Source organism: Streptomyces sp. CAI-85 (assembly GCF_013363615.1).
In the GTDB taxonomy this organism is placed as follows: domain Bacteria; phylum Actinomycetota; class Actinomycetes; order Streptomycetales; family Streptomycetaceae; genus Streptomyces; species Streptomyces antibioticus_B.
Map to the genome: position 1 here is coordinate 57,060 of NZ_JAANNX010000001.1, position 22,428 is coordinate 79,487.

Sequence of the window (22,428 nt, forward strand, 5' to 3'; positions counted from 1 at the left end):
GTGCCGTCAAGACCGAAACACCCGGCGCGCGGGCCGCGTTCAGTCCGCGAGCAGCAGGTGGTACGTGTCGCCCGGTGCGACGCACACCACCCGGTCGGGCAGGCGGATGTCGATCGGTTCGCGGTCGGACTGCGGCACCGTAACGCCCAGTCGGCCGCGTTCCAAACGGAGTTCGACGCCCCAGTGGCCCTGGTAGTGGAGGGAGAAGCCGTAGGAGGACAGTTCCGGCAGCGGTACCGGGTCGAGCCAGAGGGCGCCTTCGCGGGTCTCCAGTCCGGGCAGTCCCCGCTGGACGAGGTCGAGGGTGCCGGCCATGGCGCCCAGGTGGATGCCCTCGCCGGTGGTGCCGCCCTGGAGGTCGGCGATGTCGCCGCGCAGGGCCTCCAGGCAGTACGTCCAGGCCGCGGCGCGGCGGGCGCGGGCCAGGACCCAGCCGTGGACCAGGCCGCTGAGCGTGGAGCCGTGGCTGGTGCGGTGCAGGTAGTGGTCGACCGTCCGGTGCCAGGTCTCGTCGTCCAGCCGGTATCCCAACCGCTCGAAGAGGCCGCGGAGTTCACGCGGTGAGAAGAGGTAGCCGAGCATCAGGACGTCGGCCTGTTTGGACGCCTTGTAGCGGTTGACGGTGTCGTCCTCGGCCTCCATGATCCGGTCCAGGCGCCGGATGTCGCCGTACCGGTGCCGGTAGCCCTCCCAGTCGAGTTCGGCGAGGTCGCCGTAGCCCTCGAACTGGCTGATGACGCCTTCGTGGAAGGGGACGTGGAGGGTGCGGGAGACGTCCTCCCACTGTTCGAGTTCGCCGTCGTCGAGGCCGGTGCGCTCGGCGAGTTCGCGGCGCCGGGGCTCCGGGAGGGTGCGCAGGACGTCGAGGGTGCGGGAGAGCACCCAGGCGGCGGTGACGTTGGTGTAGGCGTTGTCGTCGAGTCCGGGCCGCAGCGCGTCGGGGTAGGCGTCGTGGTACTCGTCGGGGCCCATCACGCCCCGGATGCGGTGCCGGCCGAGCCGCTCGTCCCAGGTGGCCGAGTCGGCCCAGAAGCGGGCGATCTGGAGCAGCATCTCCGCGCCCTTGGTGTGCAGGAACTCGGTGTCGCCGCTGGACTCGCAGTACTGCCACACGTTGTACGCCACGGCCGAGCCGACGTGCCGCTGGAGCCGTGAGTGGTCGGGCAGCCAGCGCCCGGAGCGGGGGTTGAGATGGACCTCCTGGGTCTCCTCTCGGCCGTCGCTGCCGCTCTGCCACGGGTAGAGGGCGCCGCGCCGACCGGCCGCGCGGGCGGCGGCGCAGGCCCGGTCCAGGCGGCGGTGCCGGTAGCGGAGCAGGGCGCGCGAGACCTCGGGGAAGTGCAGGTTGAGGTACGGCAGGACGAACAGTTCGTCCCAGAAGACATGGCCGCGGTACGCCTCCCCGTGCAGCCCTCGGGCCGGTACGCCGACGTCGAGTTCGGCCGTGTGCGGGGAGAGGGTCTGGAGGACGTGGAAGAGGTGCAGGCGGAGGATGTCGCCGGCCTCGCCGGGGACGTCGAGTTCGGCGCGCCGCCACAACTGGTCCCAGGCCGTCAGATGTGTTTCGAGCAGGTCGTCGAAGTCGGGGGCGGCGGCGACGCGGTCGATCGCGGCGTCGAGCGGGTCGCTGATGGCGGGGTCGCGGGAGGTGTGCAGGGCGATGGTCTTGTCGACGGTGGCGGTGCGGCCGGGCCGCAGGCTCAGCCGGACGCGCTGTGCGGCCCGCGCCCCCTCGTGGCGGTCGGTGACCGGGGCGTCGGCGCTCAGCCGGGCCGCCATGCCGATGCGGATGTCGGAGGTGCGGGTGCGGCAGCGCAGCCACACCAGGCCGGGTTCGGCGGAGCCCGTGTCGGGCGAGGTGAGGTGGCGGCCGTCCAGGTCCCGGTAGCGGGCGACGCCCGAGTTGGTGACGCCGCCGTCGAGCGCCGCCTCCACGTCGAGGTCCCCGGTGAAGCCCTCGGCCGTGAACTCGGTGCGCAGCGCGGCGAGATGGGGGTCGGCCATGTGGACGAGCCGCTGTTGCCTGACCGACAGGACCCGGCCCTCGCCGAGCGCGTAGCGGGTGCGGCGTTCCAGGAGGCCGGAGGCCAGGTGCACCATCTGCCGGTGGTCGAGCACCTCGGCCGTCTCGGGGGTGAGCCAGGATCCGTCCACGAGCCGGAAGCGCAGCGGCAGCCAGTTGGGGACGTTGACGATGTCCTCGTTCTCGACCCGGCGGCCCGCGATCTCCGTGGTGAGCCGGTTGTAGCAGCCGGCCACGTAGGTGCCGGGGTGGTGGATGTCGTCGGCGGCGCATTCGGGCAGGGCGCCGCGGGTGGCGAAGTAGCCGTTGCCGAGGGTGCACAGCGATTCGCGCAGGCGCTCGTCGGCGGGGTCGTAGCCCTCGTACTCCCAGGTCCAGCCGGTCACCGGGGCGCCCCTCCGCCGTCCGCGCCCTGTCGGTCGAGCAGCTCGCCGAGGTCGTCCACGACGATGTCGGCGCCGTGCCGCAGCAGTCTGGCGCGGGTGTCCGGGCCCGCGGCGCGGTCCACGCCGACGACGAGGGCGAAGCCGCCGTTCCGGCCCGCCTCGACGCCGGCGAGGGCGTCCTCCACGACGGCGGCGCGGTCGGGCGGGACGCCGAGCCGGCGGGCCGCTTCGAGGAACAGGTCGGGCCGCGGTTTCCCGGCGAGGCCGAGGCGGGCCGCCTCGCCGCCGTCGACCAGGGCGGTGAAGAGGTCCAGCGCGCCCGCCCGGGTGAGCAGCTCGCGCGCGTGCCGGGACGCGGAGGCCGCGGCGACGGGGACGCCCGCCGCGCGCAGGGCGCGGACCAGCCGCAGGGTCCCCTCGAAGGCGTCGACGCCCCGCTCCCGGAGCCGCTCGGTGAAGAGCCGTTCCTTGTCGGCCGCCACGGCGCGCACCGTCTCCTGCGTGGGGTCGAGGCCACGGGAGGCCAGGAAGGCGGCGGCGCCGTCGAGCCGTGACCTGCCGTCCACGTATCGCAGGTAGTCGTCGTGGGAGTCGAACGGGCGGCGCTGTGCGGGGTCCGTGGGCGGGTGTCCGGCGAGGAAGGTGTCGAAGGCGGTCTTCCAGGCGGCCGCGTGCACCGTGGCGGAGTCGGTGATCACTCCGTCCGTGTCGCACACGACCGCGTCGACGTCACGCAGCACGGGCACGAGCGCGGCACGGGACCTGGCGGCCATCTTCACTCCCCCTCCGGCCCGGCGGCCATCGTCGCCGCCCCTGCGGGCGGGCACCTTCCACGGTCACACCGTCTGCGGTACCACCGCCACCGGGCACGCCGCGTGGTGGAGCAGGGTGTGGCTGACCCGGCCGAGCTGGAGGCCGAGGTGCCCGTGCCTGCGCCGGGCTCCGACGATCACCAGGTCGGCGGCGGCCGAGCGGTGGACGAGGACGCCGTGGGCCGCTCCCTCGACCGTCACGCGCCGTACCCGGACGTCCGGATGCCCGGCCGCGGCGTCCCGGACGAGCGCGTCGAGCAGCGCCGACGCCCGTTCCTCGTGCCGGCGCGCCGGCTGCGCGGCGAGCGCGGGGTCGTCGGCGCTCTCGTGGGCGGGGCAGCGCCAGGCGCGTACGACGTCCAGGGTGCAGCCGCGGGCCCGCGCCTCGCGGAAGGCGAAGCGCGCGGCCTCGGCGCCGGTGACGGGATCGCCCGCGCCCAGCAGGATCCGTTCGTGGGTGCCGGCCAGGCCCGCCTTGTCGCCGCGGACCACGATCACCGGGCAGTGCGCGCGGGCCGCGACGGCCAGGCCGACCGAGCCGAGGAGCAGTCCCTCCAGCCGGCCTCGGCCGCGCGCCCCGGTGACCAGGGCGAACGCGTTGTTGCCCTCGCGCAGGAGGGCGGCGGCCGCGTCGTCGGGGACGATGTCGGTGGTGACCTTCACCTCGGGGTGGCGCCGTACGGCGCGTTCGGCGGCGGTGGCGACGAGGTTCTCGGCGTACACGCGCTCGGAGGGGCGGTCGAGGCCGGTGGAGGGTGCGGGGCGCTCGTAGCGCTCCCAGCGCGAGGCGTGGACCAGGCGCAGCGGGAGGCCGAGCCGGGCGGCCTCGTCGGCCGCCCAGTCGACCGCCGTCAGACTCGCGTCGGATCCGTCGACACCCAGGACCAGGGGAAGCGTCAGCGTCATCGTCCCCACCGCCTTCCGTACCGCACGGGGTCATGCCTTCACGGGGCCATGTCTTCACGGTGTCACTGGCGGGCCCGCTGGTGCGAGAGGCGAACGGGCCGTCGGTCGGGACCTTCGGCCCATGCGTACCGCGTGTCTCAGTCGTGCGGCACCACGGCCACCGGCGCCGACGCGTGCTGGAGCACGCCGTGCGTCACCGGGCCGATGCGGCCGCCCACGCGCGCGTGGGACCGCTTGCGGCCGACGACGACCAGGGAGGCGTCCCGCGAGGCGTGCACGAGGTGCCGGCCCGGGCTGCCGACCACGGCCTGCGCGCGCACCTCCACGCCGGGGAACTTGTCCTTCCAGGGGAGCAGGACGTCGTCCAGCCCGCGCCGGGTCTCCTCGGCCAGTTCGGCGTCGAGCCCGCCCTCCAGGGCCGCCGCGTGACCGTAGACGGCGGCCGGGTCCCAGCCGTGGACGACCCGCAGGACGGCGGCGCGGCGCCGGGCCGTCTCGAAGGCGAACCGGATGACGGAGTCGTCCGGCTCCCGCAGGTCGAGCCCGAGGACGACGTCCCGGTAAGCGGTGGTGGCCGACGGGCCGCCCGTGGCGTCCGGGAGGTGTTCGTCCTCGGCCTGCTCGCCGGCCCGCACGAGGACGACGGGGCGTTCCGCCCGCGCCACCACGGCGAAGGCGACGGAGCCGACCAGGAAGCCGGTCACCGTGCCGAGGCCGCGCGACCCGAGGACGAGCAGTTCGGTGTCCTCGGCGGCGGCCGCCAGCAGGGCCGGGACCGCCTGTTCAGCGGTCTGCCGGGACATGATCCGCAGGCCGGGGTGGCGTTCCGCCAGCGCGGCCTCGGTCTCGCTCAGCATCTGCGCGGCCCATGCGCGCTGCGCCTCGATCACGCCGGGCGCGGGCACGCCCATGAAGGGGGTGTACGGCGGTCCCGGCAGGTCCCCCTCCGCGTGCAGGAGACGCAGGTCGGCGTCTCGTTGCGCCGCTTCGCGGGCGGCCCAGTCGGCGGCGGCGAGGCTTTCGGGTGAGCCGTCGAGACCGACGGTGATGGCGGGCATGCGGACCTCCTTCAGGGATGCGCTGTCAGTCTCGTCGTCGCGCGGGGGCCGCAGGAAGGGCCGGAGGTCCCTGCGGGGCGCCGACCGGCCCTCGGGGGCGGGGAGCTGACGTCGTGTCCCGGGGTGGGGCCGTTCGTCAGGCGGCGGCGCCGGGGTCGCCGGCCCGGGCGGTGTCTTCCTGCGGTGCCCGGTGCGGGTCGGCGGGGCGGGCCGGTCCGGACAGGGCGCAGTCCACGTCCACCACGCCCTCCACCGTCCGCACCAGCCGTGTCACCAGGGCGACGAGCGAGGCGTCCCACACGCGGCCGGTGAGGGTCACGACGCCGTCGTGGACCTCCACCCGGACCGGGCCGGTGGGCGCGGCGGGGAAGCGGGCGACGACCTCGCGGCGTATCTCGTCGGCGATCTCCGTGTCGTCGCGCAGGAACACCTTGATCAGGTCGGAGCGGCTGACGACGCCCAGGAGCACGCCGTCGTCGTCGACGACCGGGAGCCGCTTGAGATGGCGGTGCGCCATGAGGCGTGCGGCGCGGGCCACGGTGTCGCCGGCGCGCACGGTGACGGCGGGGGCGGTCATCAGGTCGCGGGCGACCACCGCGTCCGCCTTGGCCGCCGGGTCGGGGCGGACCGGGGACCGTCCGAAGCGGTCCGGGTCGCCGTCGCGCAGCATCTCCTTGGGCAGGAGATCGGCCTCGGACACGACACCGACGACGCGGCCGTCCTCGTCCAGCACGGGCAGGGCGCTGACCCTCCAGCGCCGCATGGTGCGGGCGATGTCCTTGAAGGCCACTTCGTCGCGCAGGGCGACCACGGTGTGTGTCATCACGTCGCTCACGAGGGAGAGCATGGCGTCCTCCAAGTGCTCCGGATGCCGTCCCCCGCCACCTTCCAGGCTCCGCCGGGCGGGCCCGCGCGGGGAGGGGCCGGACGGCCCTGCCGTGGGGCCGAAGGCCACCGAAGGCGCCGGCTCGCGCGCCGGTCACCGGCTTCCGCAGGGCGCCGGACGTGCGGCGGTGCGGTGATGTGTCACGGTAGTGGTCTGGGGCAGGACGCGGCGGCGACCGGGCCCGACCGGCCCTGTGGACAGGGACCGGCGGCACCTGCCCTCTCGGTCCCGGCGGCCGGACGCTGGAGAGGTATCCGGCCCGCAGCCCATCGGAGGAGACCGCGTCATGGTCCGTTATGTGTACGACTTCGCGTCCGGCGGCCGTGACATGGCCGACCTGCTCGGCGGCAAGGGCGCCAACCTGGCCGAGATGGCCCGGCTGGGGCTGCCTGTCCCGCCCGGTTTCACCGTGACCACCGAGGCGTGCCGGGTCTTCCTCGCCACCGGCAGCGAGCCGGACACCCTGGCCGGGGAGATCGCGGAACACCTCGCCACGCTGGAGCGGGCCGCGGGACGGCGCCTCGGGCAGCCCGACGATCCGCTGCTGCTGTCCGTGCGCTCCGGGGCGCGGTTCTCCATGCCCGGCATGATGGAGACGATCCTCGACGTCGGTCTCGACGACGACTCCGTGCTCGGCCTCGCGAAGACCTCCGGGAGCGAGCGGTTCGCCTGGGACTCCTACCGCCGCCTCGTACAGATGTTCGGCAGCACGGTGATGGGTGTCGACAGCGCCCTGTTCGAGAACGCCATCGCCGAACTGAAGCGCGCTCGCGGCGCGCAGGACGACCTGGCGCTGACCGCGGCGGACCTCGCCGAACTCGTCGGGATCTACAAGGACCTCATCCGCCGGGAGACCGGCGAGGACTTCCCGCAGTCCCCGGCCGAGCAACTCGGCCGGGCCGTGCGCGCCGTCTTCACGTCCTGGACGGGCGAGCGCGCCCGGCTGTACCGGCGCCGCGAGCACATCCCGGACGACCTGGGCACCGCCGTGACCGTCCAGACCATGGTCTTCGGCAACCTCGGCTCCGACTCCGGCAGCGGCGTCGCCTTCACCCGCGACCCGGCCACCGGCAGGACCGGCCTGTACGGCGACTATCTGGCGAACGCGCAGGGCGAGGACGTCGTCGCCGGCATCCGCAACACCGTTCCGCTCACCGCGCTGGAGGAGCTGGACCCCGTCTCGTACGGACAACTACGGGACCACATGGGCACGTTGGAGGCGCACTACCGGGATCTGTGCGACATCGAGTTCACCATCGAGCGGGGCCGGCTGTGGATGCTCCAGACCCGGGTGGGCAAGCGCACCGCCGGGGCCGCGTTCGCGCTCGCGGCCGAGCTGGCCGACGAGGGTCTGATCACCGCCGACGAGGGTCTGTCCCGGGTCGACGGGGACGGCCTCGCCCGGCTGATGTTCCCCCGCTTCGACACCTCGGCGGTCGGCACGGCGCTCGCGCACGGACTGCCGGCCTCCCCCGGCGCGGCCGTGGGCGCGGCGGTGTTCGACTCGGCGGAGGCGGTGCGCCGGGCCGCGGCGGGCGAGGACGTCGTCCTGGTGCGCCAGGAGACCACCCCCGACGATCTGCCCGGCATGATCGCCGCGCAGGCGGTGCTGACCAGCCGCGGCGGCAAGACGAGCCACGCGGCCGTCGTCGCCCGCGGCATGGGCACGGTGTGCGTGTGCGGGGCCGAGGAGCTGGACGTCGACCTCGCGGCCCGACGGTTCACGGTGGGCGACACCGTCGTGGAGGAGGGCACCGTCATCTCCGTCGACGGCTCCGAGGGCGCCGTCTACCCGGGTGCCGCGCCGCTCGTCGCCTCCGAGGTGATGCGCTACTTCGAGACCGGCGAACGGTCCCCCGGACTGGTCGAGTCCGTCGCCCGCGCCATGGAACGGGCCGACGGCGTCCGCACGTTGGAGGTGCGCGCGAACGCCGACACACCCGAAGACGCCGCCCGGGCCCGGCGGTTCGGCGCCCAGGGCGTCGGGCTCTGCCGGACCGAGCACATGTTCCTCGGCGAGCGCCGCAAGCTCGTGGAGGCGATGATCCTCGCCCGCGACGACAGCGAGCGCGAGAAGGCACTGAGCGCGCTTCTTCCGCTCCAGCGGCGGGACTTCATCGGCATCCTGGAGGCGATGGACGGTCTTCCGGTCACCATCCGGCTCATCGACCCGCCGCTGCACGAGTTCCTGCCCGACCGCACCGACCTCGCCGTACGCCTCGCCACCACCGAGGCCCAGGGCGACGTGCCGGCCGCCCACGACACCGAACTCCTCGACGCCGTCAACCGGATGCACGAGGAGAACCCGATGCTCGGCCTGCGCGGGGTGCGCCTGGGCCTGGTCGTGCCGGGGCTGGTCGCGATGCAGGTGCGGGCGATCGCGGAGGCGGTCGTGGAGCGCACCCGGGCCGGGGGCAGCCCGCGGGCGGAGATCATGGTGCCGCTGGTCGGCGCCGTGGAGGAACTGCGCATCGAACGGGCCGAGGTGGAACGCGTCCTGGCCGAGGTCTCCGAGGAGTCCGGCGTGCCCGTGCGCTGCCCGGTCGGCACGATGATCGAGCTGCCCCGGGCCGCGCTCACGGCCGGACGGATCGCCGAGGAGGCGGAGTTCTTCTCCTTCGGCACCAACGACCTCACCCAGACCACCTGGGGCTTCTCCCGCGACGACGTCGAGGCGGCGTTCTTCTCCGCCTACCTCGACAAGGGCATCTTCGCCACCTCCCCCTTCGAGACCCTCGACCGGGACGGAGTGGGCCGGCTGGTCCGCATCGCGGTCGACGAAGGCCGCGCCGCGCGGCCCGAGTTGAAGATCGGCGTCTGCGGCGAGCACGGCGGGGACCCGGCCTCCGTCCACTTCTTCCACGCCGCCGGCCTCGACTACGTCTCCTGCTCGCCGTTCCGGGTGCCGGTCGCGCGGCTGGAGGCCGGACGGGCCGCGCTGCCCGAGCCGGGGACGGGCAGCGACAGCAGGTGACGGGCGAGAGACGCAGGAGGTGGTCGGCATGGCCCGCATCGTCGGCGAGGTGATGACCCGCGACGTCGTGGAGGCGCACCGCGACACGTCGTTCAAGGACGTCGTACGGCTGCTGGACCGGCACCGGGTCAGCGGGCTGCCCGTCGTGGACGAGGACGACAAGGTGATCGGGGTGATCTCCCAGACCGACCTGCTCCGCCGCCGGGCGGGCCGGACGGGGACGACCGCTCCGTCCCCGGCACGGCGGCTGCGGATGCTTCCGTCGGGGCGGTCGGCGCGGTGGGCGGGGTCGGTCCGGGCCGCCTGGACCGCCCGGTCGGCGCGGGCCCTGCGGTCGTCGGCCCGGGCCGCCGGGCGTCCCGCCACGGGGGCGTACCCCGCCACGGCCGGGGAGCTGATGTCGACCCCCGCCGTCACCGTCCACCCCGAGCAGCGGATCGCCGACGCCGCGCGCGTGATGGAGCGTCACGGGGTGGACCGGCTGCCGGTGGTGGACGAGGAGGACCGGCTGATCGGCATCGCCACGCGCAGCGATCTGCTGCGGGTCTTCCTGCGCACGGACGACGCGATCCGCCGCGAGGTCCGGGGCGAGGTGCTGCCCCGCACCCTGGGCCCGTCGGCGGCCGGCGTGAGCGTGTCGGTCGCGGACGGCATGGTCACGCTGCGGGGCTCCCTGGAGCACGGGCACGGCGGGGACCTGGCGCTCGCGATCCGGCTGACGTACCGGGTGGACGGAGTGATCGGCGTCGTCAACAGGCTGACGGTCCCGGCCGGTTCGGGACCCGTCCCGGGACCGTGAGGGCCTGTCGGCCCCGTGCCGGGACCTCCGGGACCTGGGGTGCGGCACCCCTGACGCGGGACGCTACGGGTGGACGAGCGGCAGGGCCCGAGTCCCGGGACCGGATCCCGGGCCGGCACCGGTGATGCCGCCGTCCCCCGCGCCGCCGACCGTGCGGCGCCGCCCCCTCGACGACGGAGGCTCGCCCCCATGACCCGCCACCACGACCGCGACACGAAGAACCGTGCCGTGAAGGACCGTGACGCGAAGACCCGTCCCGCGACCGACCGTCCCGCCACCGCACCGTCAGGGAACGCGCCGTCCGGGAACGCGCCGTCCGAGATCGCCGTGACGGTGGACCGTCTGGTGACGAACGGGCTCAAGGCGCTCGCCGACTACGAGTCCCTCGACCAGGAGCAGGTCGACCACATCGTGAAGAAGGCGTCGGTGGCCGCGCTGGACCGGCACACGGACCTCGCGCGGCTCGCGGTGGACGAGACCGGGCGCGGTGTCTTCGAGGACAAGGCCGCCAAGAACATGTTCGCCTGCGAGTACGTCACGCACAGCATGGGCCCGATGAAGACGGTCGGTGTCATCGCCCGCGACGACCTGGACGACATGACGCAGGTGGCCGAGCCGGTCGGTGTGGTGTGCGCGGTCACCCCGGTCACCAACCCGACCTCCACCACGATCTTCAAGGCGCTGATGGCGCTGAAGACCCGCAACCCGGTGGTGTTCGCCTTCCACCCCAACGCGCAGCGGTGCAGCGAGGAGGCGGCCCGGATCGTGCGGGACGCGGCGGTCGCCGCGGGGGCGCCTGAGCACTGCGTGCAGTGGATCGAGACGCCGTCGGTGGCGGCGACCGGTGCCCTGATGCGGCACCCCGGGGTCTCCCTGATCCTCGCCACGGGCGGCAACGCCATGGTGAAGGCCGCCTATTCGGCCGGCAAGCCCGCCCTGGGCGTCGGCGCGGGCAACGTCCCGGCGTACATCCACCGCAGCGCCGACGTGCGGCGGGCGGTCAACGACCTGGTGCTGTCCAAGTCGTTCGACAACGGCATGATCTGCGCCTCCGAACAGGCCGTCATCCTGGACGAGGAGATCCACGACGAGGTCCTCGCCGAGTTCCGCACCCTTCACGCGCATGTGGCGACCGCCGAGGAGAAGGCGAAGCTGGAGGCGTTCCTGTTCCCCGCGAGCCGGGCGGACGCCACCGGCGCGGGCTGCGAGCCCAAGGTCAACTCCGCGGCCGTCGGGCGGAGTCCGGCGTGGATCGCGGAGCAGGCCGGGTTCTCCGTGCCCCGGGACACCTCGCTGATCCTGGTCGAGGCGGACCGGGTCGGCCCGGACGAGCCCCTCACCCGGGAGAAGCTCTGCCCGGTCCTCGCGGTGCTGCGCGCCGGCACCTGGCAGCGGGGCTTCGACCTGGCCGCCGACATGGTGGCCTTCCACGGACAGGGCCACAGCGCCGTCATCCACACCGGGGATCCGGAGCTGGCGGAGGCGTACGGCCGGCGCATGAAGACGGTGCGGATCATCGTCAACGCCCCGTCCTCGCAGGGCGCGATCGGCGGCATCTACAACAGCCTGCTGCCGTCGCTGACCCTCGGCTGCGGATCCTGGGGCAGCACATCGGTGTCCGACAACGTCTCCGCCGCCCAACTCCTCAACGTCAAGCGGGTGTCGACGCGGCGCAACAACCTCCAGTGGTTCAAGGTGCCGCCGAAGATCTACTTCGAGCCGCAGTCGCTGCGCTACCTCACCTCGATGCCGGACGTGCACCGGGTCACCGTCGTCACCGACGCGACCATGACCCGTCTCGGTCTGGTCGGCCGGGTGGAACGCGTCCTGCGGCGGCGCCGCGAGCCGGTCACCATCCAGGTCATCGACAACGTCGAACCGGAGCCGAGCATCGACTCGGTGCGGCGCGGCGCCCGCCTCATGGGCGACTTCCGCCCGGACACCATCATCGCGCTCGGCGGCGGCTCCCCGATGGACGCCGCGAAGGTGATGTGGCTGCTGTACGAGCAGCAGGCCGAGGGCAGGGACGTCGACTTCGCCGACATGCGGCACAAGTTCTCCGACATCCGCAAGCGGGCCTTCCGCTTCCCGGTGCTGGGGAAGCTCGCCCGGCTGGTGTGCGTGCCGACCACGTCCGGCACCGGCGCCGAGGTGACCCCGTTCGCCGTCATCTCCGACCCGGCCACCGGCAAGAAGTACCCGCTGGCCGACTACGCGCTCACCCCCAGCGTGGCCATCGTCGACCCGCTCCTGACGTCCGCGCTGCCCCGCGCGCTGGCCGCCGACAGCGGCTTCGACGCCCTCACCCACGCCATCGAGGCGTATGTGTCCGTCTACGCCAGCGACTTCACCGACGGGCTCGCCCTGCACGCGATCCGGCTGATCTTCGACAACATCGAGGCGGCCGTCCATGAGGGCGCGGCCCGGCCGCGGGCCCAGGAGAAGATGCACAACGCGGGCACGCTGGCGGGCATGGCCTTCGGCAACGCCTTCCTCGGCATCGTCCACGCCATGTCCCACACGCTCGGCGCGACCTTCCACATCGCGCACGGCCGGACCAACGCGGTCCTGCTGCCGCACGTCATCCGCTACAACGGCACCGTGCCCACGAAGCTCACCGGCTGGCCCAAGTACGAGAGTTACCGGGCTCCCGAGCGCTTCCAGGACATCGCGCGCACGCTCGGTCTGCCCGCCGCGACCCCGGCCGAGGGCGTCGAGTCCCTCGCCTCGGCGGTGGAGCGGCTGCGGGACGCCGTCGGCATCGAACCGTCCTTCCAGGCGCTCGGCGTCGACGAGCCGGCCTTCCTCGACGCCCTGCCCCGCCAGGCCCTCAACGCCTACGAGGACCAGTGCGCGCCGGCCAACCCCCGGATGCCGATGCTCGACGACATGCAGGAGCTGATGCGCGCGGCGTACTACGGCGGCCGTACCGCGGACCGCGAGGAGTAGGGCAACGGCACGCGCACGGTGGCGCGCCCCCACGGCGGGAGACTGTGGGGGCGCGCGGTTCCGATCGACCGAAGAACACGAGGAGTTGTGGGATGGCGAAGGCCTATCTGGTGGGCGGCGGGATCGCGGCCCTGGCCGCGGCGACGTATCTGATCCGCGACGGCGGCTTCGAGGGGAGCGACATCCATCTCTTCGAGGGCCATCGGGCGCTGGGCGGCAGCCTGGACGCGAGCGGCGGTCCGGACGTGGGCTACAGCATGCGCGGCGGGCGGATGTTCGACGGCGAGTCCCGCTGCACCTACGACCTGCTGTCGGGCATCCCCTCGCTCGACGACCCGGCCGTCTCGGTGACCGACGAGATCCTCGCCGGACACGCGGAGTCCCCCTGGGACGACGCGGCCCGGCTGGTCGACGCGGACGGCAAGATCGTCGACACGACGTCGATGGGCTTCTCGGAGCGCGACCGGCTGGAGCTGGTGCGCTGTCTGGCCGTGTCCGAGGGCCACTTGGACGGCAAGCGGATCAGCGACTGCTTCGGCGAGCACTTCTTCACGACCGCGTTCTGGTTCATGTGGTGCACCACGTTCGCGTTCCAGCCCTGGCACAGCGCCGTCGAGTTCCACCGCCATCTGCGGCGGTTCGTGCACCTGTTCCCGGAGTTCTCGTCCCTGTCGGCGATGCGCCGGACCCGTCACAACCAGTACGACTCGATCGTGCGGCCGCTGACGGCCTGGCTGCGCGCCCGCGGCGTCACCGTGCACCCCCGCTGCCAGGTCACGGACCTCGGGTTCACGCCGGGCATCCGCAGCGGCACGGTCGACGCCCTCCACCTCAGCCGGCGCGGCCGCGACGAGAAGATCGCCGTGGCCCCCGAGGATCTGGTCCTGGTCACCAACGGCTCGATGACCGACGCCTCCAGCCGCGGTTCGCACACCGCCGCGCCGCCGCCGGCCCCGCCGCGCTCGGACGCCTGGCTGCTGTGGCACCGACTGGCCCGCGGGCGCGCCGACTTCGGCGATCCGGGCGTCTTCGACAAGCGGGTGAAGGAGTCGCGCGGGGAGTCCTTCACGGTCACCACCCGCGACCCCGAATTCCTGCGGGCGGTCGAGGAGTTCAGCGGCCGGCCCGCGGGCCGGGGCGGTCCGGTCACCTTCACCGGGTCCAACTGGCTGCTGACCGTGCTGGTGGACCGTCAGCCCGTCTACCGGGACCAGCCCGAGGACGTCACCGTCTGGTGGGGGTACGGCCTCTTCCCCGGGCGGGCCGGCAACGGCACGCCCAAGCCGATGACGATGTGCACGGGCCGCGAGATCCTCGAAGAGGTCCTGCACCACCTGCCGTTCGACGCGGCTACGGAGGCGCGGATCCTGGAGACGTCGACGGTCGTGCCCTGTGTGATGCCCTACCTCACCAGCCAGTTCCTGGCCCGCCGCCACGGCGACCGGCCGCAGGTGGTCCCGGAGGGGTCGGTCAACCTCGCCTTCATCGGGCAGTTCGCCGAGGTGCCCGACGACGTCGTCCGCACCGTCGAGTACTCGGTGCGGACCGCCTGGACGGCGGTGGCGGGGCTGCTGAAGCTGGACCGGCGGCCGCCGGAGGTCTACAAGGGCCACCACGACCCGCACGTCCTGGCCGCCGCCCTGGAGCGCATGCACCGCCGCTGAGCGGCCCCGAGCCGCCCTGGTCCGTTCAGACCGCGATACGGCGTCCCGTGACGGCGTACGGCTCGATCCTCACCCACAGATCGCGCCGGCCGCCGGCCCACGGCTTGCTGTGGGCGCGTTCCGCGAGCCGCCGCTTCTCGCCGAGGTCCGTCACCGTGCGCGCGTATCCGCGGGCGAGGACGCTCCAGCCCTGGCTGAACACGTCGTCGATACGGTCGACCTCGAAGGCGACCGGGCAGCCGTCCGCGAGCGAGGGGGTCGCGCCGCGGGCGGTGCGGAAGACGATCGCGTCGTCGACCACGCTGTAGTTGACGGGCACGATCGTCGGCCCGAGCTCGGTCGCGACCGCGAGCCGTCCGACGCCGTGCGAGGACAGCAGCTCGGCGCACTCGGCTCGGCTCAGTTCGGTGAACTCCGGTGCGCGGCCCGCCTGTTCACGGCCGGGCGGTACTTCGGCGTCGCCGCCGGTGAGCGCCGAGACCGTGGTCTCCAGCGCGGCGGCGAGGGTGAGCAGCGCGCCTCGGCCGGGCACGGCGTCGGCGTGCTGTTCCAGGTGTGCCACATAGCTGGGGGCCATGCCGGCCCGGTCGGCGGTCTCGTCGCGCGACAGCCCGAGGGCGAGCCGTCGCGCGACGAGCCGCCTGCCGAGGTCTCCCTTGGGCGTCAGGGCGTCCGTTGGCGTGTGGTCGTCCTCGGACGCGCCGTCGGTGCGTCGGGCGTCCGCAGCCGGTTCGGTCATGGCCCCTCACTTCCTCGCGTCAGGCCGCCGGGACGGCGATCTCGTCGTGCGACGGCTCGCCGAGCACCACCTTGAGCGCGCCGGTGTCGGCGGCGCGGGCGAAGACGTCGTACGCCTCCTCCATCCGGTCCAGCGGGAAGGTGTGGGTGACGAGCTGGGTGGTGGGCAGACGGCCCGCGGCCGTCATGCGCAGCAGGGTGGGGGTTGAGTAGGTGTCCACGAGACCGGTGGTGATGGTGACGTTCTTGATCCACAGGTCTTCGAGGTGCAGCGTGGCGGGCTTGCCGTGCACGCCGATGTTGGCGACATGACCGCCGGGGCGCACCATGCGCGTGCACAGCTCGAAGCTCTCGGGCACCCCGACCGCCTCCACGACGACGTCCGCGCCGAGGCCGTCGGTGAGGTCGGCGATGAGCTGCGCGGGGTCCTCGGCGGCGTCGGCCACGGCGTCCGCGCCGAGCCGTTTGGCGGCCTCCAGACGGGACGCGGCGAGGTCGACGGCGACGATCCGTTCCGGCGAGAACAGGCGCGCCGTGGCGATCGCCGCGAGGCCGATGGGGCCGGCGCCGACGACGGCGACGGTGTCGCCGGGGCGGACCCGGCCGTTGAGGACGCCCACCTCGTAGGAGGTGGGGAAGATGTCGGCCAGCAGGACGGCGTCCTTGCTGTCGACCGCGCCGGGCAGGGCGTGCACGGACAGGTCGGCGAAGGGGACGCGCACGTACTCGGCCTGGGTGCCGTCGATCAGATGGCCGAGGATCCAGCCCCCGCCGCCCAGGCACTGGCCGTAGGCGCTGTCGCGGCAGTAGCGGCAGCGTCCGCAGGCGCTGATGCAGGAGACCAGCACACGGTCGCCCGGACGGACGGTCCGGACGTCGCTGCCGACCTCCACGATCTCGCCGACCGCCTCGTGCCCCAGCACGGTGCCGGGGCGCACCTCGGGGACGTCGCCCTTGAGGATGTGCAGGTCGGTGCCGCAGATGGTGACCGCGTCGACGCGTACGACGGCGTCGGTGGGCTCCTTGACGGCAGGGTCGGGGACCTCTTCCCAGGCGGACTGCCCGGGGCCGTGGAAGACGTAGCCTTTCATGGTGCTCCTCCCGATCCTTTCCGGTGGCGGTAGTGCCCCACCTATCCAGCTTGTCCGGTAATCGCCGGATCCGCTTGGGCCGACCGGCCCTCACTTCAGCGCGTCGGCGACACCCTGGGCCCATTTCTCGATCGCGCCGAAGTCCCGGAAGTCGCCGCCCTTGCCGGAGCGGAGGATCATCCCGGCCACCCACCCCTTGGCGCCGTCCTCCAGCCGCCCGCCGAACGTGACGTGCTCCTCCACGCCCAGCCGGTCCATGGCCCGCCGCACGCCGCGCACGGGCGGGATGTCCCGCTCGGAGGCCGAGGCGTCCAGCGGTCCGCTGTCGAAGAACCACACGGGCCGCTCCTTGAGCAGGGCGCGGTGCCGGCGGACGAAGCGCCGCGCGTCCTTGTGCCAGCGCCCCGCGTAGAGCCCGCCGCCGACCACGACGGCGTCGTAGCGCGCCACGTCCGTGACGGAGCGGGCCGGGAGCACCTCGGCGGTCAGGCCGCGGGTGCGCAGGACGTCGGCGACGGCCGTGGCGATCTCCGCCGTCGATCCGTTCGTCGTTCCGTAGACAACCAGAACGGTGGCGGTCTCGGTCTCGGTGGCGGTCTCGTTGTCGGTGCCGGTCATGGCGGTCCGCCTCCTCTCGCGGTCCGCGCGGCCGCGCTCAGCGCAGCCGGCGCAGGTAGGGGTCCTGGGGGCGGCGCGGCAGCAGGCGTATCCGGGTGTCGAGCGCGGTGACGCCGTCCGGCCTGGCCAGGACGGGGTTGAAGTCGGCCTCGGCGAGCTGCGGCAGATCCGCCGCCATCCGGGACAGCCGCAGGAGCAGCCGTTCCAGCCCTTCGAGGTCGACGGGGGCCTGTCCGTTCGCGCCCAGCAGCAGCGGGGCGCAGCGCGGCGAGGTGATGAGGTCGTGCACGTCGCGGTCGGTGAGCGGGGCGAGCCGGGCGGCGTGGTCGGCGAGCACCTCGGTGGCGGTGCCGCCGAGCCCGAACAGCACGAGCGGGCCGAAGACCTCGTCCTGGGCGACGCCCGCGAAGAGTTCGATGCCGCGGGCGGCCAGCGGCTGCACGACCACGCCGGTCATGAGTCCGGCGAAGCGCCTCTCCAGGTCGCGGAACGCGGCCCGTACCTGGGCGTCCCCGCGCAGGTCCAGATGGACGGCGTGCTGCTGCGCCTTGTGCAGCAGTCCCGGCCAGTGGGCCTTCATGACCACCCGGCCGTCGGCGCCGCGCAGCCGGTCGGCGGCCAGCACGGCCTCGTCCTCGGTCTCGGCCCAGGCCCAGGGGATCTGCGGGATGCCGTAGCAGTCCAGCAGGTCGGCGCAGAGCATCGGGTCGAGCCAGCCCCCGTCGGGGTGGTCCGACAGGTAGCGGGCCACGACCGTGCGGGCGCGGTCGGTCTGGAGGTCGTCGAGTGCGGGGACGGCGCCGGAGGGCCGGGCGAGCCAGGCGGCGCGATCGGCGGCATGGGCGAGCGCGCGGGCGGCCGCCTGCGGTTCGGCGTAGGAGGGGATCGTGCCGCCGTTGGCGGCGGGCAGCAGCGTGACGGACCGGTCCTGTTCCAGGCGTACGGCGAGGACGGGGCGGGCCCGCCGGCCGGGGGCGGCGGTGAGGGCGCGCACCAGGTCGTCACCGGTGGCCGCGGCGACCGCCGTGGGCACGAGCGCCACCACGACGGCGTCGACACCGGGGCACCGGGTGAGACGGTCGACGCACTCGGTGAGCTGTTCCTCCGACACGGCGGCGGTGGCGTCGACCGGGTTGCCGACGGCGGCGCCCTCCGGCAGGACCGCGAGCAGGTCGTCGATCACGGTGGGGGTGAACGGGGGAAGGGCGAGGCCCGCCTCCGCGCAGGCGTCGGCGGTGAGCACCCCGGCGCCGCCGGCGTTGGTGACGATCGCGACGCGGGCGCCCGCGGGCAGCGGCTGGGAGTGCAGCAGGGCCGCGGTCTCGAGCAGCTCGCCGACCGAGCGGGTCGCGGTGATGCCGGCCTGGGTGAAGAGGGCGCCGCGGGTCATGGTGCGGGTGGCGGCGGCCGCGGTGTGGGAGGCGGCGGCCTTGCGGCCCGCCTCGGTACGGCCGGCGTCGACGGTGAGCACCGGGATGCGGCGCGTGACACGGCGGGCGGTGCGGGAGAAGGCGCGCGGGTTGCCGAACGACTCCAGGTGCAGCAGGGCGAGGTCGGTGCGGCCGTCGCTCTCCCACCACTGGAGCAGGTCGTTGCCGCTGACGTCGTACTTGTCACCGAGGGAGACGAACGACGACACCCCGATGCCGAGGCGGGAGAGTCCGTCGAGGAGGGCGATGCCGACGCCGCCGGACTGTACGGCGATCCCGGCGGTGCCGGGGCGGGGGTGCTCGGCGGCGAAGGTGGCGTCGAGGCTCAGTTCCGGGTCGGTGTTCGACACGCCGAGGCAGTTGGGGCCGACCAGCCGCATGCCGTGGGTGCGGCAGGCGGCCAGCAGCGCCCGCGCCTGGAGATGGTCGAGCCCCGCGGTGAGGACGACGAGCGCGCGTACCCCGGCTGTGCCGCACTCCTCGGCGAGGGCCGGGACGGCGGCGGCAGGTACGGCCACGATCACCAGGTCGGGCGTCTCGGGCAGGGCGGCGACCGACGGGTAGGAGGGCACGCCGAGCACGGTGCCGACGTGGGGGTTCACGGCGAACAGGCGCCGGGTGAAGCCGCCCGAGCGCAGATGGTGCAGGACGGCCCGGCCCACCGAACCGGGGGTGCGTCCGGCGCCGGCCACGGCGACCGCGGACGGCCGCAACAGCGGGACGAGGCTGGCCACGTCTGCGGCCTGGCCGCGCGCCTCGACGGCCGACAGGTAGGTGTCGTCCTGGCCGAGCCGGACGGTGCAGCGCACCTCGGGCCCCTCGAAGCGGCGCGAGGTGTGCAGGCCGAGGTCGGCGAAGAGACGGAGCACCTCGTGGTTCTCGCTGAGCGCGTCGGCGGTGAAGGCCGTGACGCCCTCCGCGCGCGCCGCCGAGACCAGGTGCTCGACGAGGAGGGTGCCGACGCCCCGGTGGTGCAGACCGTCGGCGACGGCGATGGAGACCTCGGCGGTGCCCTTGTCCTCGGCGGTGCCCTCCTGCTCGGCGCGGGCGTCGCCGCCGGCGCCGGTGTCGTACTCCGCGATGCCGATGATCCGGTCGTCCGCCTCGGCCAGCAGGGCCCGGTATCCCGGCCGGGCCGGGCCGCAGGCGCGGTCGGCGGCCTGGGCGGCCGAGCGCGGGCTGGCGGAGAAGAAGCGCAGCCGCAGGTTCTCCGGCGACATCTCCTCGTAGAAGCCGCGCACCTGCCGGTGGTCGCCGGGCCGCGCCGGCCGGATGCGGACGGTGGTGCCGTCCGCGAGCAGCGCGTGGACCGTGGGCCGGTCGAGCAGGTCGTCCGTCATCGCGGGTCGCCTCCATGGCTTCGGTACTTCGATCGTCCGGCGGAGCGGCGCCGGGGCCCAAGGGCCGGACGGCCCCGGTGCCGCCGCCGACCGGCCCCGGGACGGGTCAGTCGTCCGCGACCAGGGCCGTCAGGTCCAGGAGACGGTTGGTGTAGCCCCACTCGTTGTCGTACCAGCCGAAGACCTTGGCGAGGGTGCCGTTGGCCTGGGTCAGGGCGGGGTCGAAGACGCAGGACGAGGGGTCGCCGATGACGTCGCGGGAGACGATCGGCGCCTCGGACACCCGCAGGACGCCGTGGAGCGGGCCATCGGCGGCGGCCCGGAACGCGGCGTTGATCTCCTCCGCGGTCGCCTCCCGGGCGAGGACCACGGCGAGGTCGGTGAGCGAGCCGTCCTCCACCGGCACCCGGACGGCGATCCCGTCCAGCGCGCCGGCCAGCTCCGGGACCACCAGGCCGACGGCGCGGGCGGCGCCGGTGCTGGTGGGGATGATGCTGAGGGCGGCCGCGCGGGCTCGCCGCAGGTCCTTGTGCGGTCCGTCCAGCAGCGACTGGTCGTTGGTGTAGCCGTGGATGGTGGTCATCACGCCGCGTTCGATGCCGAAGGCGTCGTCGAGGACCTTCACCATCGGGGCGACGCAGTTGGTCGTGCAGGAGGCGGCGGAGACGATCCGGTGCCGGTCGCGGTCGTAGGCACGGTCGTTGACGCCCATCACGATCGTGGCGTCCACGTCCTTGCCGGGCGCCGACAGCAGCACGGTGCGGGCGCCGCCCTTCAGATGCAGTGCCGCGGAGTCGCGGTCGCGGAAGCGGCCGGTGGACTCGACGACGACGTCGACGCCGTGGTCGGACCAGCGCAGGGCGGCCGGGTCGCGTTCGGCGGTGACGGCGATCCGCCGTCCGTCGACGGTGATCGAGTGGTCGTCGTGCTCCACGTCCCGTCCGATACGGCCGAACGTCGAGTCGTACTCCAGGAGATGGGCCAGGGTGGCCGGCGAGGTGATGTCGTTGACGGCGACCACCTCGACGTCCTGGGCGCCCTGTTCGGCGCGGTCGAGGGCGGCGCGCAGATAGGTGCGGCCGATCCGTCCGAAGCCGTTGATGCCGACGCGCGTGGTCATGGCGTGGGGTCCTTCCTCAGGAGGTGGAGTGATCGGTCGGATGCCGGGTCCCGGCATGGCTCGGCGCGGTGGGCCGGGGCGGGCCCACCGCGCCGTGGCCGCTCAGCGCAGCCAGCCGTGGTCGCGGACGATCGGGAGTCGGGCCCAGAGGCGGCCGATGCCGAGGGTGTTGCCCGCGGCGGTGGCGGCCAGGACGATCAGGGCGACGGCGTAGATCACGTGGTAGTCGACGAAGGGATTCGTCGACATGGTCGGTGATCCGTCCGCGAGGTGCTGGGCGGGTGGCCATTCGGCGACCCACATCAGCGCCATCATCAAGGTGCCGGCGACGGCGGAGATACGGAGCGCGACCCCCGCGATGAGGGCGACGCCGATGCCGAGCAGGCCCAGCATGAACAGCCAGTTGGCCCACGGGTCGCCGGCCCAGGAGTGGAAGGTGGACTCCATCGGCCCGACCGCGACCGAGCCGAGGAAACCCTTGGTCGGCGAGCCGCCGTCGATCCAGCCCTTGCCGGATCCGGTGGCGTAGCCGAGGCCGAAGGTCTTGTCGAGGAAGGCCCACAGGAAGACGAAGCCGGTGAGCAGTCGCAGGGAGGCGAGGGCGTAGGCCCGCGCGGTGTGGGTGCCGGTGCCCGCCGACTCGGCCGGCTCGGTTGCGGAGGTGGTCCGGTTCCTGCGGAACGACGGCAGGTGGAGTCCGGAGCTCCGGTGCGGGGTCTCGTGCACGGCCATGGTCATGGTCCCTTCGGGGGCGTTCGGGGCGGTGCCTGACACCACATACTCTGGCCGTGCGCGGGGCCGGGCGGCGGATGCCGAAGGTCCGCGGCCGCAGGGCCGAACGTCCCTGTTCTCAGGGGACGTTGGGGGGTGCTGCGCGGACATGGCGCTCTGACCTGCCCGTCAGTACGCGGGCACGCCCCGCTTCCGGAAGCGTTCACGGACGCTCTCGGTGAGGGCGGGGTCGGGGACCGGGGTGTCGCGCAGCGGGAAGGGGATGCCGAGGGCCTCGTACTTGGGGGCGCCGAGCTTGTGGAAGGGCAGCACCTCGACCCGGCGCACGGTGCCGAGCCCGGCGACGAACTCGGCCAGTCCGTCGACGGCTTGGGGATCGTCGGTCCAGCCGGGGACCAGAACGTAGCGGATCCACACGGGGACGCCGAGCCGGTCGAGGCGGGTGGCGAACCCGAGCGTGGGGGCGAGCCGGGCGCCGGTGAGTTTCCGGTAGGTGCCGATGTCGAAGGACTTGATGTCCAGCAGCACCAGGTCGGTGTGGGCGAGCAACTCGTCGGTGGCGCGGGCGCCGAGGAAGCCGGAGGTGTCCAACGCCGTGTGCAGCCCGGCCTCTTGGCAGCGGCGGAGCACCTCGCCGGTGAATGCGGGCTGGAGCAGCGGTTCTCCGCCGGTGATGGTCACACCGCCGCCGGCGGTGGTGAGGAAGGGCCGGTACTTCTCGATCTCGGCCATCACCTCGTCGACAGTGGTCTCCCGGCCGTCGCGCATGTGCCAGGTGTCGGGGTTGGCGCAGTACAGACAGCGCAGCGGGCAGCCGCTGACGAAGAGGACGAACCGGGTCCCGGGCCCGTCCACGCCGGTGGACAGGTCCCAGGAGTGGATCCGGCCTCGCGTCATCGTGC

Annotated in this window: 16 protein-coding genes; 4 read left to right on the plus strand and 12 right to left on the minus strand. The window is 73.7% G+C overall.

Features of this window, described 5'->3' with window-relative positions:
* Positions 1-39: 39 nt before the first annotated feature.
* From G6W55_RS00220 to G6W55_RS00240, 5 genes are all read right to left on the minus strand, one after another.
* On the minus strand, positions 40-2,409 hold the full coding sequence (locus tag G6W55_RS00220) for a glycoside hydrolase family 65 protein (protein WP_175518672.1): 2,370 nt from the start codon (positions 2,407-2,409) through the stop codon (positions 40-42).
* On the minus strand, positions 2,406-3,182 hold the full coding sequence (locus G6W55_RS00225) for an HAD family phosphatase (protein WP_175518673.1): 777 nt from the start codon (positions 3,180-3,182) through the stop codon (positions 2,406-2,408). The genes G6W55_RS00220 and G6W55_RS00225 overlap by 4 nt, the downstream gene beginning before the upstream one ends.
* A 63-nt stretch (positions 3,183-3,245) precedes the next feature.
* Positions 3,246-4,127: a universal stress protein gene (locus tag G6W55_RS00230; protein WP_175518674.1), complete on the minus strand. Its 882-nt coding sequence runs from the start codon at positions 4,125-4,127 to the stop codon at positions 3,246-3,248.
* 137 nt (positions 4,128-4,264) lie between these two features.
* A complete protein-coding gene (locus tag G6W55_RS00235) occupies positions 4,265-5,185 on the minus strand; it encodes a universal stress protein (RefSeq protein ID WP_175518675.1) in 921 nt (306 codons plus the stop codon).
* Positions 5,186-5,321: 136 nt separating this feature from the next.
* Positions 5,322-6,032, minus strand: a complete 711-nt coding sequence (locus tag G6W55_RS00240) for a CBS domain-containing protein (RefSeq protein WP_254876039.1) — start codon at positions 6,030-6,032, stop codon at positions 5,322-5,324.
* 325 nt (positions 6,033-6,357) lie between these two features.
* On the opposite strand from G6W55_RS00240, the gene ppdK reads away from it, so the two are divergent.
* The 4 genes from ppdK (at position 6,358) to G6W55_RS00260 (ending at position 14,457) form a co-directional block, all read left to right on the plus strand.
* Complete coding sequence (ppdK, locus tag G6W55_RS00245) at positions 6,358-9,045, plus strand: pyruvate, phosphate dikinase (protein ID WP_175518676.1); 2,688 nt, start codon at positions 6,358-6,360, stop codon at positions 9,043-9,045.
* A gap of 28 nt (positions 9,046-9,073) precedes the next feature.
* Positions 9,074-9,844, plus strand: coding sequence for a CBS domain-containing protein (locus tag G6W55_RS00250; RefSeq protein WP_078636534.1), 771 nt, complete (start codon positions 9,074-9,076; stop codon positions 9,842-9,844).
* A 189-nt stretch (positions 9,845-10,033) separates the two neighbouring features.
* Positions 10,034-12,793: a bifunctional acetaldehyde-CoA/alcohol dehydrogenase gene (gene adhE, locus G6W55_RS00255; protein ID WP_175518677.1), complete on the plus strand. Its 2,760-nt coding sequence runs from the start codon at positions 10,034-10,036 to the stop codon at positions 12,791-12,793.
* 44 nt (positions 12,794-12,837) lie between these two features.
* Positions 12,838-14,457 carry an oleate hydratase gene (locus tag G6W55_RS00260; protein ID WP_309243580.1) on the plus strand — a complete coding sequence of 540 codons (1,620 nt, stop codon included), beginning with the start codon at positions 12,838-12,840 and terminating at the stop codon, positions 14,455-14,457.
* Positions 14,458-14,482: 25 nt separating this feature from the next.
* Here the strand turns inward: G6W55_RS00260 and G6W55_RS00265 are convergent, their stop codons facing one another.
* The 7 genes from G6W55_RS00265 to pflA form a co-directional block, all read right to left on the minus strand.
* Positions 14,483-15,196, minus strand: a complete 714-nt coding sequence (locus G6W55_RS00265; protein ID WP_175518679.1) for a pyridoxamine 5'-phosphate oxidase family protein — start codon at positions 15,194-15,196, stop codon at positions 14,483-14,485.
* Positions 15,197-15,215: 19 nt separating this feature from the next.
* On the minus strand, positions 15,216-16,286 hold the full coding sequence (locus tag G6W55_RS00270) for a zinc-dependent alcohol dehydrogenase family protein (protein WP_175518680.1): 1,071 nt from the start codon (positions 16,284-16,286) through the stop codon (positions 15,216-15,218).
* 90 nt (positions 16,287-16,376) lie between these two features.
* Positions 16,377-16,904: a flavodoxin domain-containing protein gene (locus G6W55_RS00275; RefSeq protein ID WP_175518681.1), complete on the minus strand. Its 528-nt coding sequence runs from the start codon at positions 16,902-16,904 to the stop codon at positions 16,377-16,379.
* A gap of 37 nt (positions 16,905-16,941) precedes the next feature.
* Positions 16,942-19,674: a GNAT family N-acetyltransferase gene (locus tag G6W55_RS00280; RefSeq protein ID WP_175518682.1), complete on the minus strand. Its 2,733-nt coding sequence runs from the start codon at positions 19,672-19,674 to the stop codon at positions 16,942-16,944.
* 106 nt (positions 19,675-19,780) lie between these two features.
* Positions 19,781-20,794, minus strand: a complete 1,014-nt coding sequence (gene gap, locus G6W55_RS00285) for a type I glyceraldehyde-3-phosphate dehydrogenase (protein ID WP_175518683.1) — start codon at positions 20,792-20,794, stop codon at positions 19,781-19,783.
* Positions 20,795-20,896: 102 nt separating this feature from the next.
* Complete coding sequence (locus G6W55_RS00290) at positions 20,897-21,526, minus strand: DoxX family protein (protein WP_030782283.1); 630 nt, start codon at positions 21,524-21,526, stop codon at positions 20,897-20,899.
* Between the two features lie 168 nt (positions 21,527-21,694).
* Positions 21,695-22,423 (minus strand): pyruvate formate-lyase-activating protein, encoded by a 729-nt coding sequence (gene pflA, locus G6W55_RS00295; protein ID WP_175519136.1) that lies wholly within the window; start codon positions 22,421-22,423, stop codon positions 21,695-21,697.
* Positions 22,424-22,428: the final 5 nt, after the last annotated feature.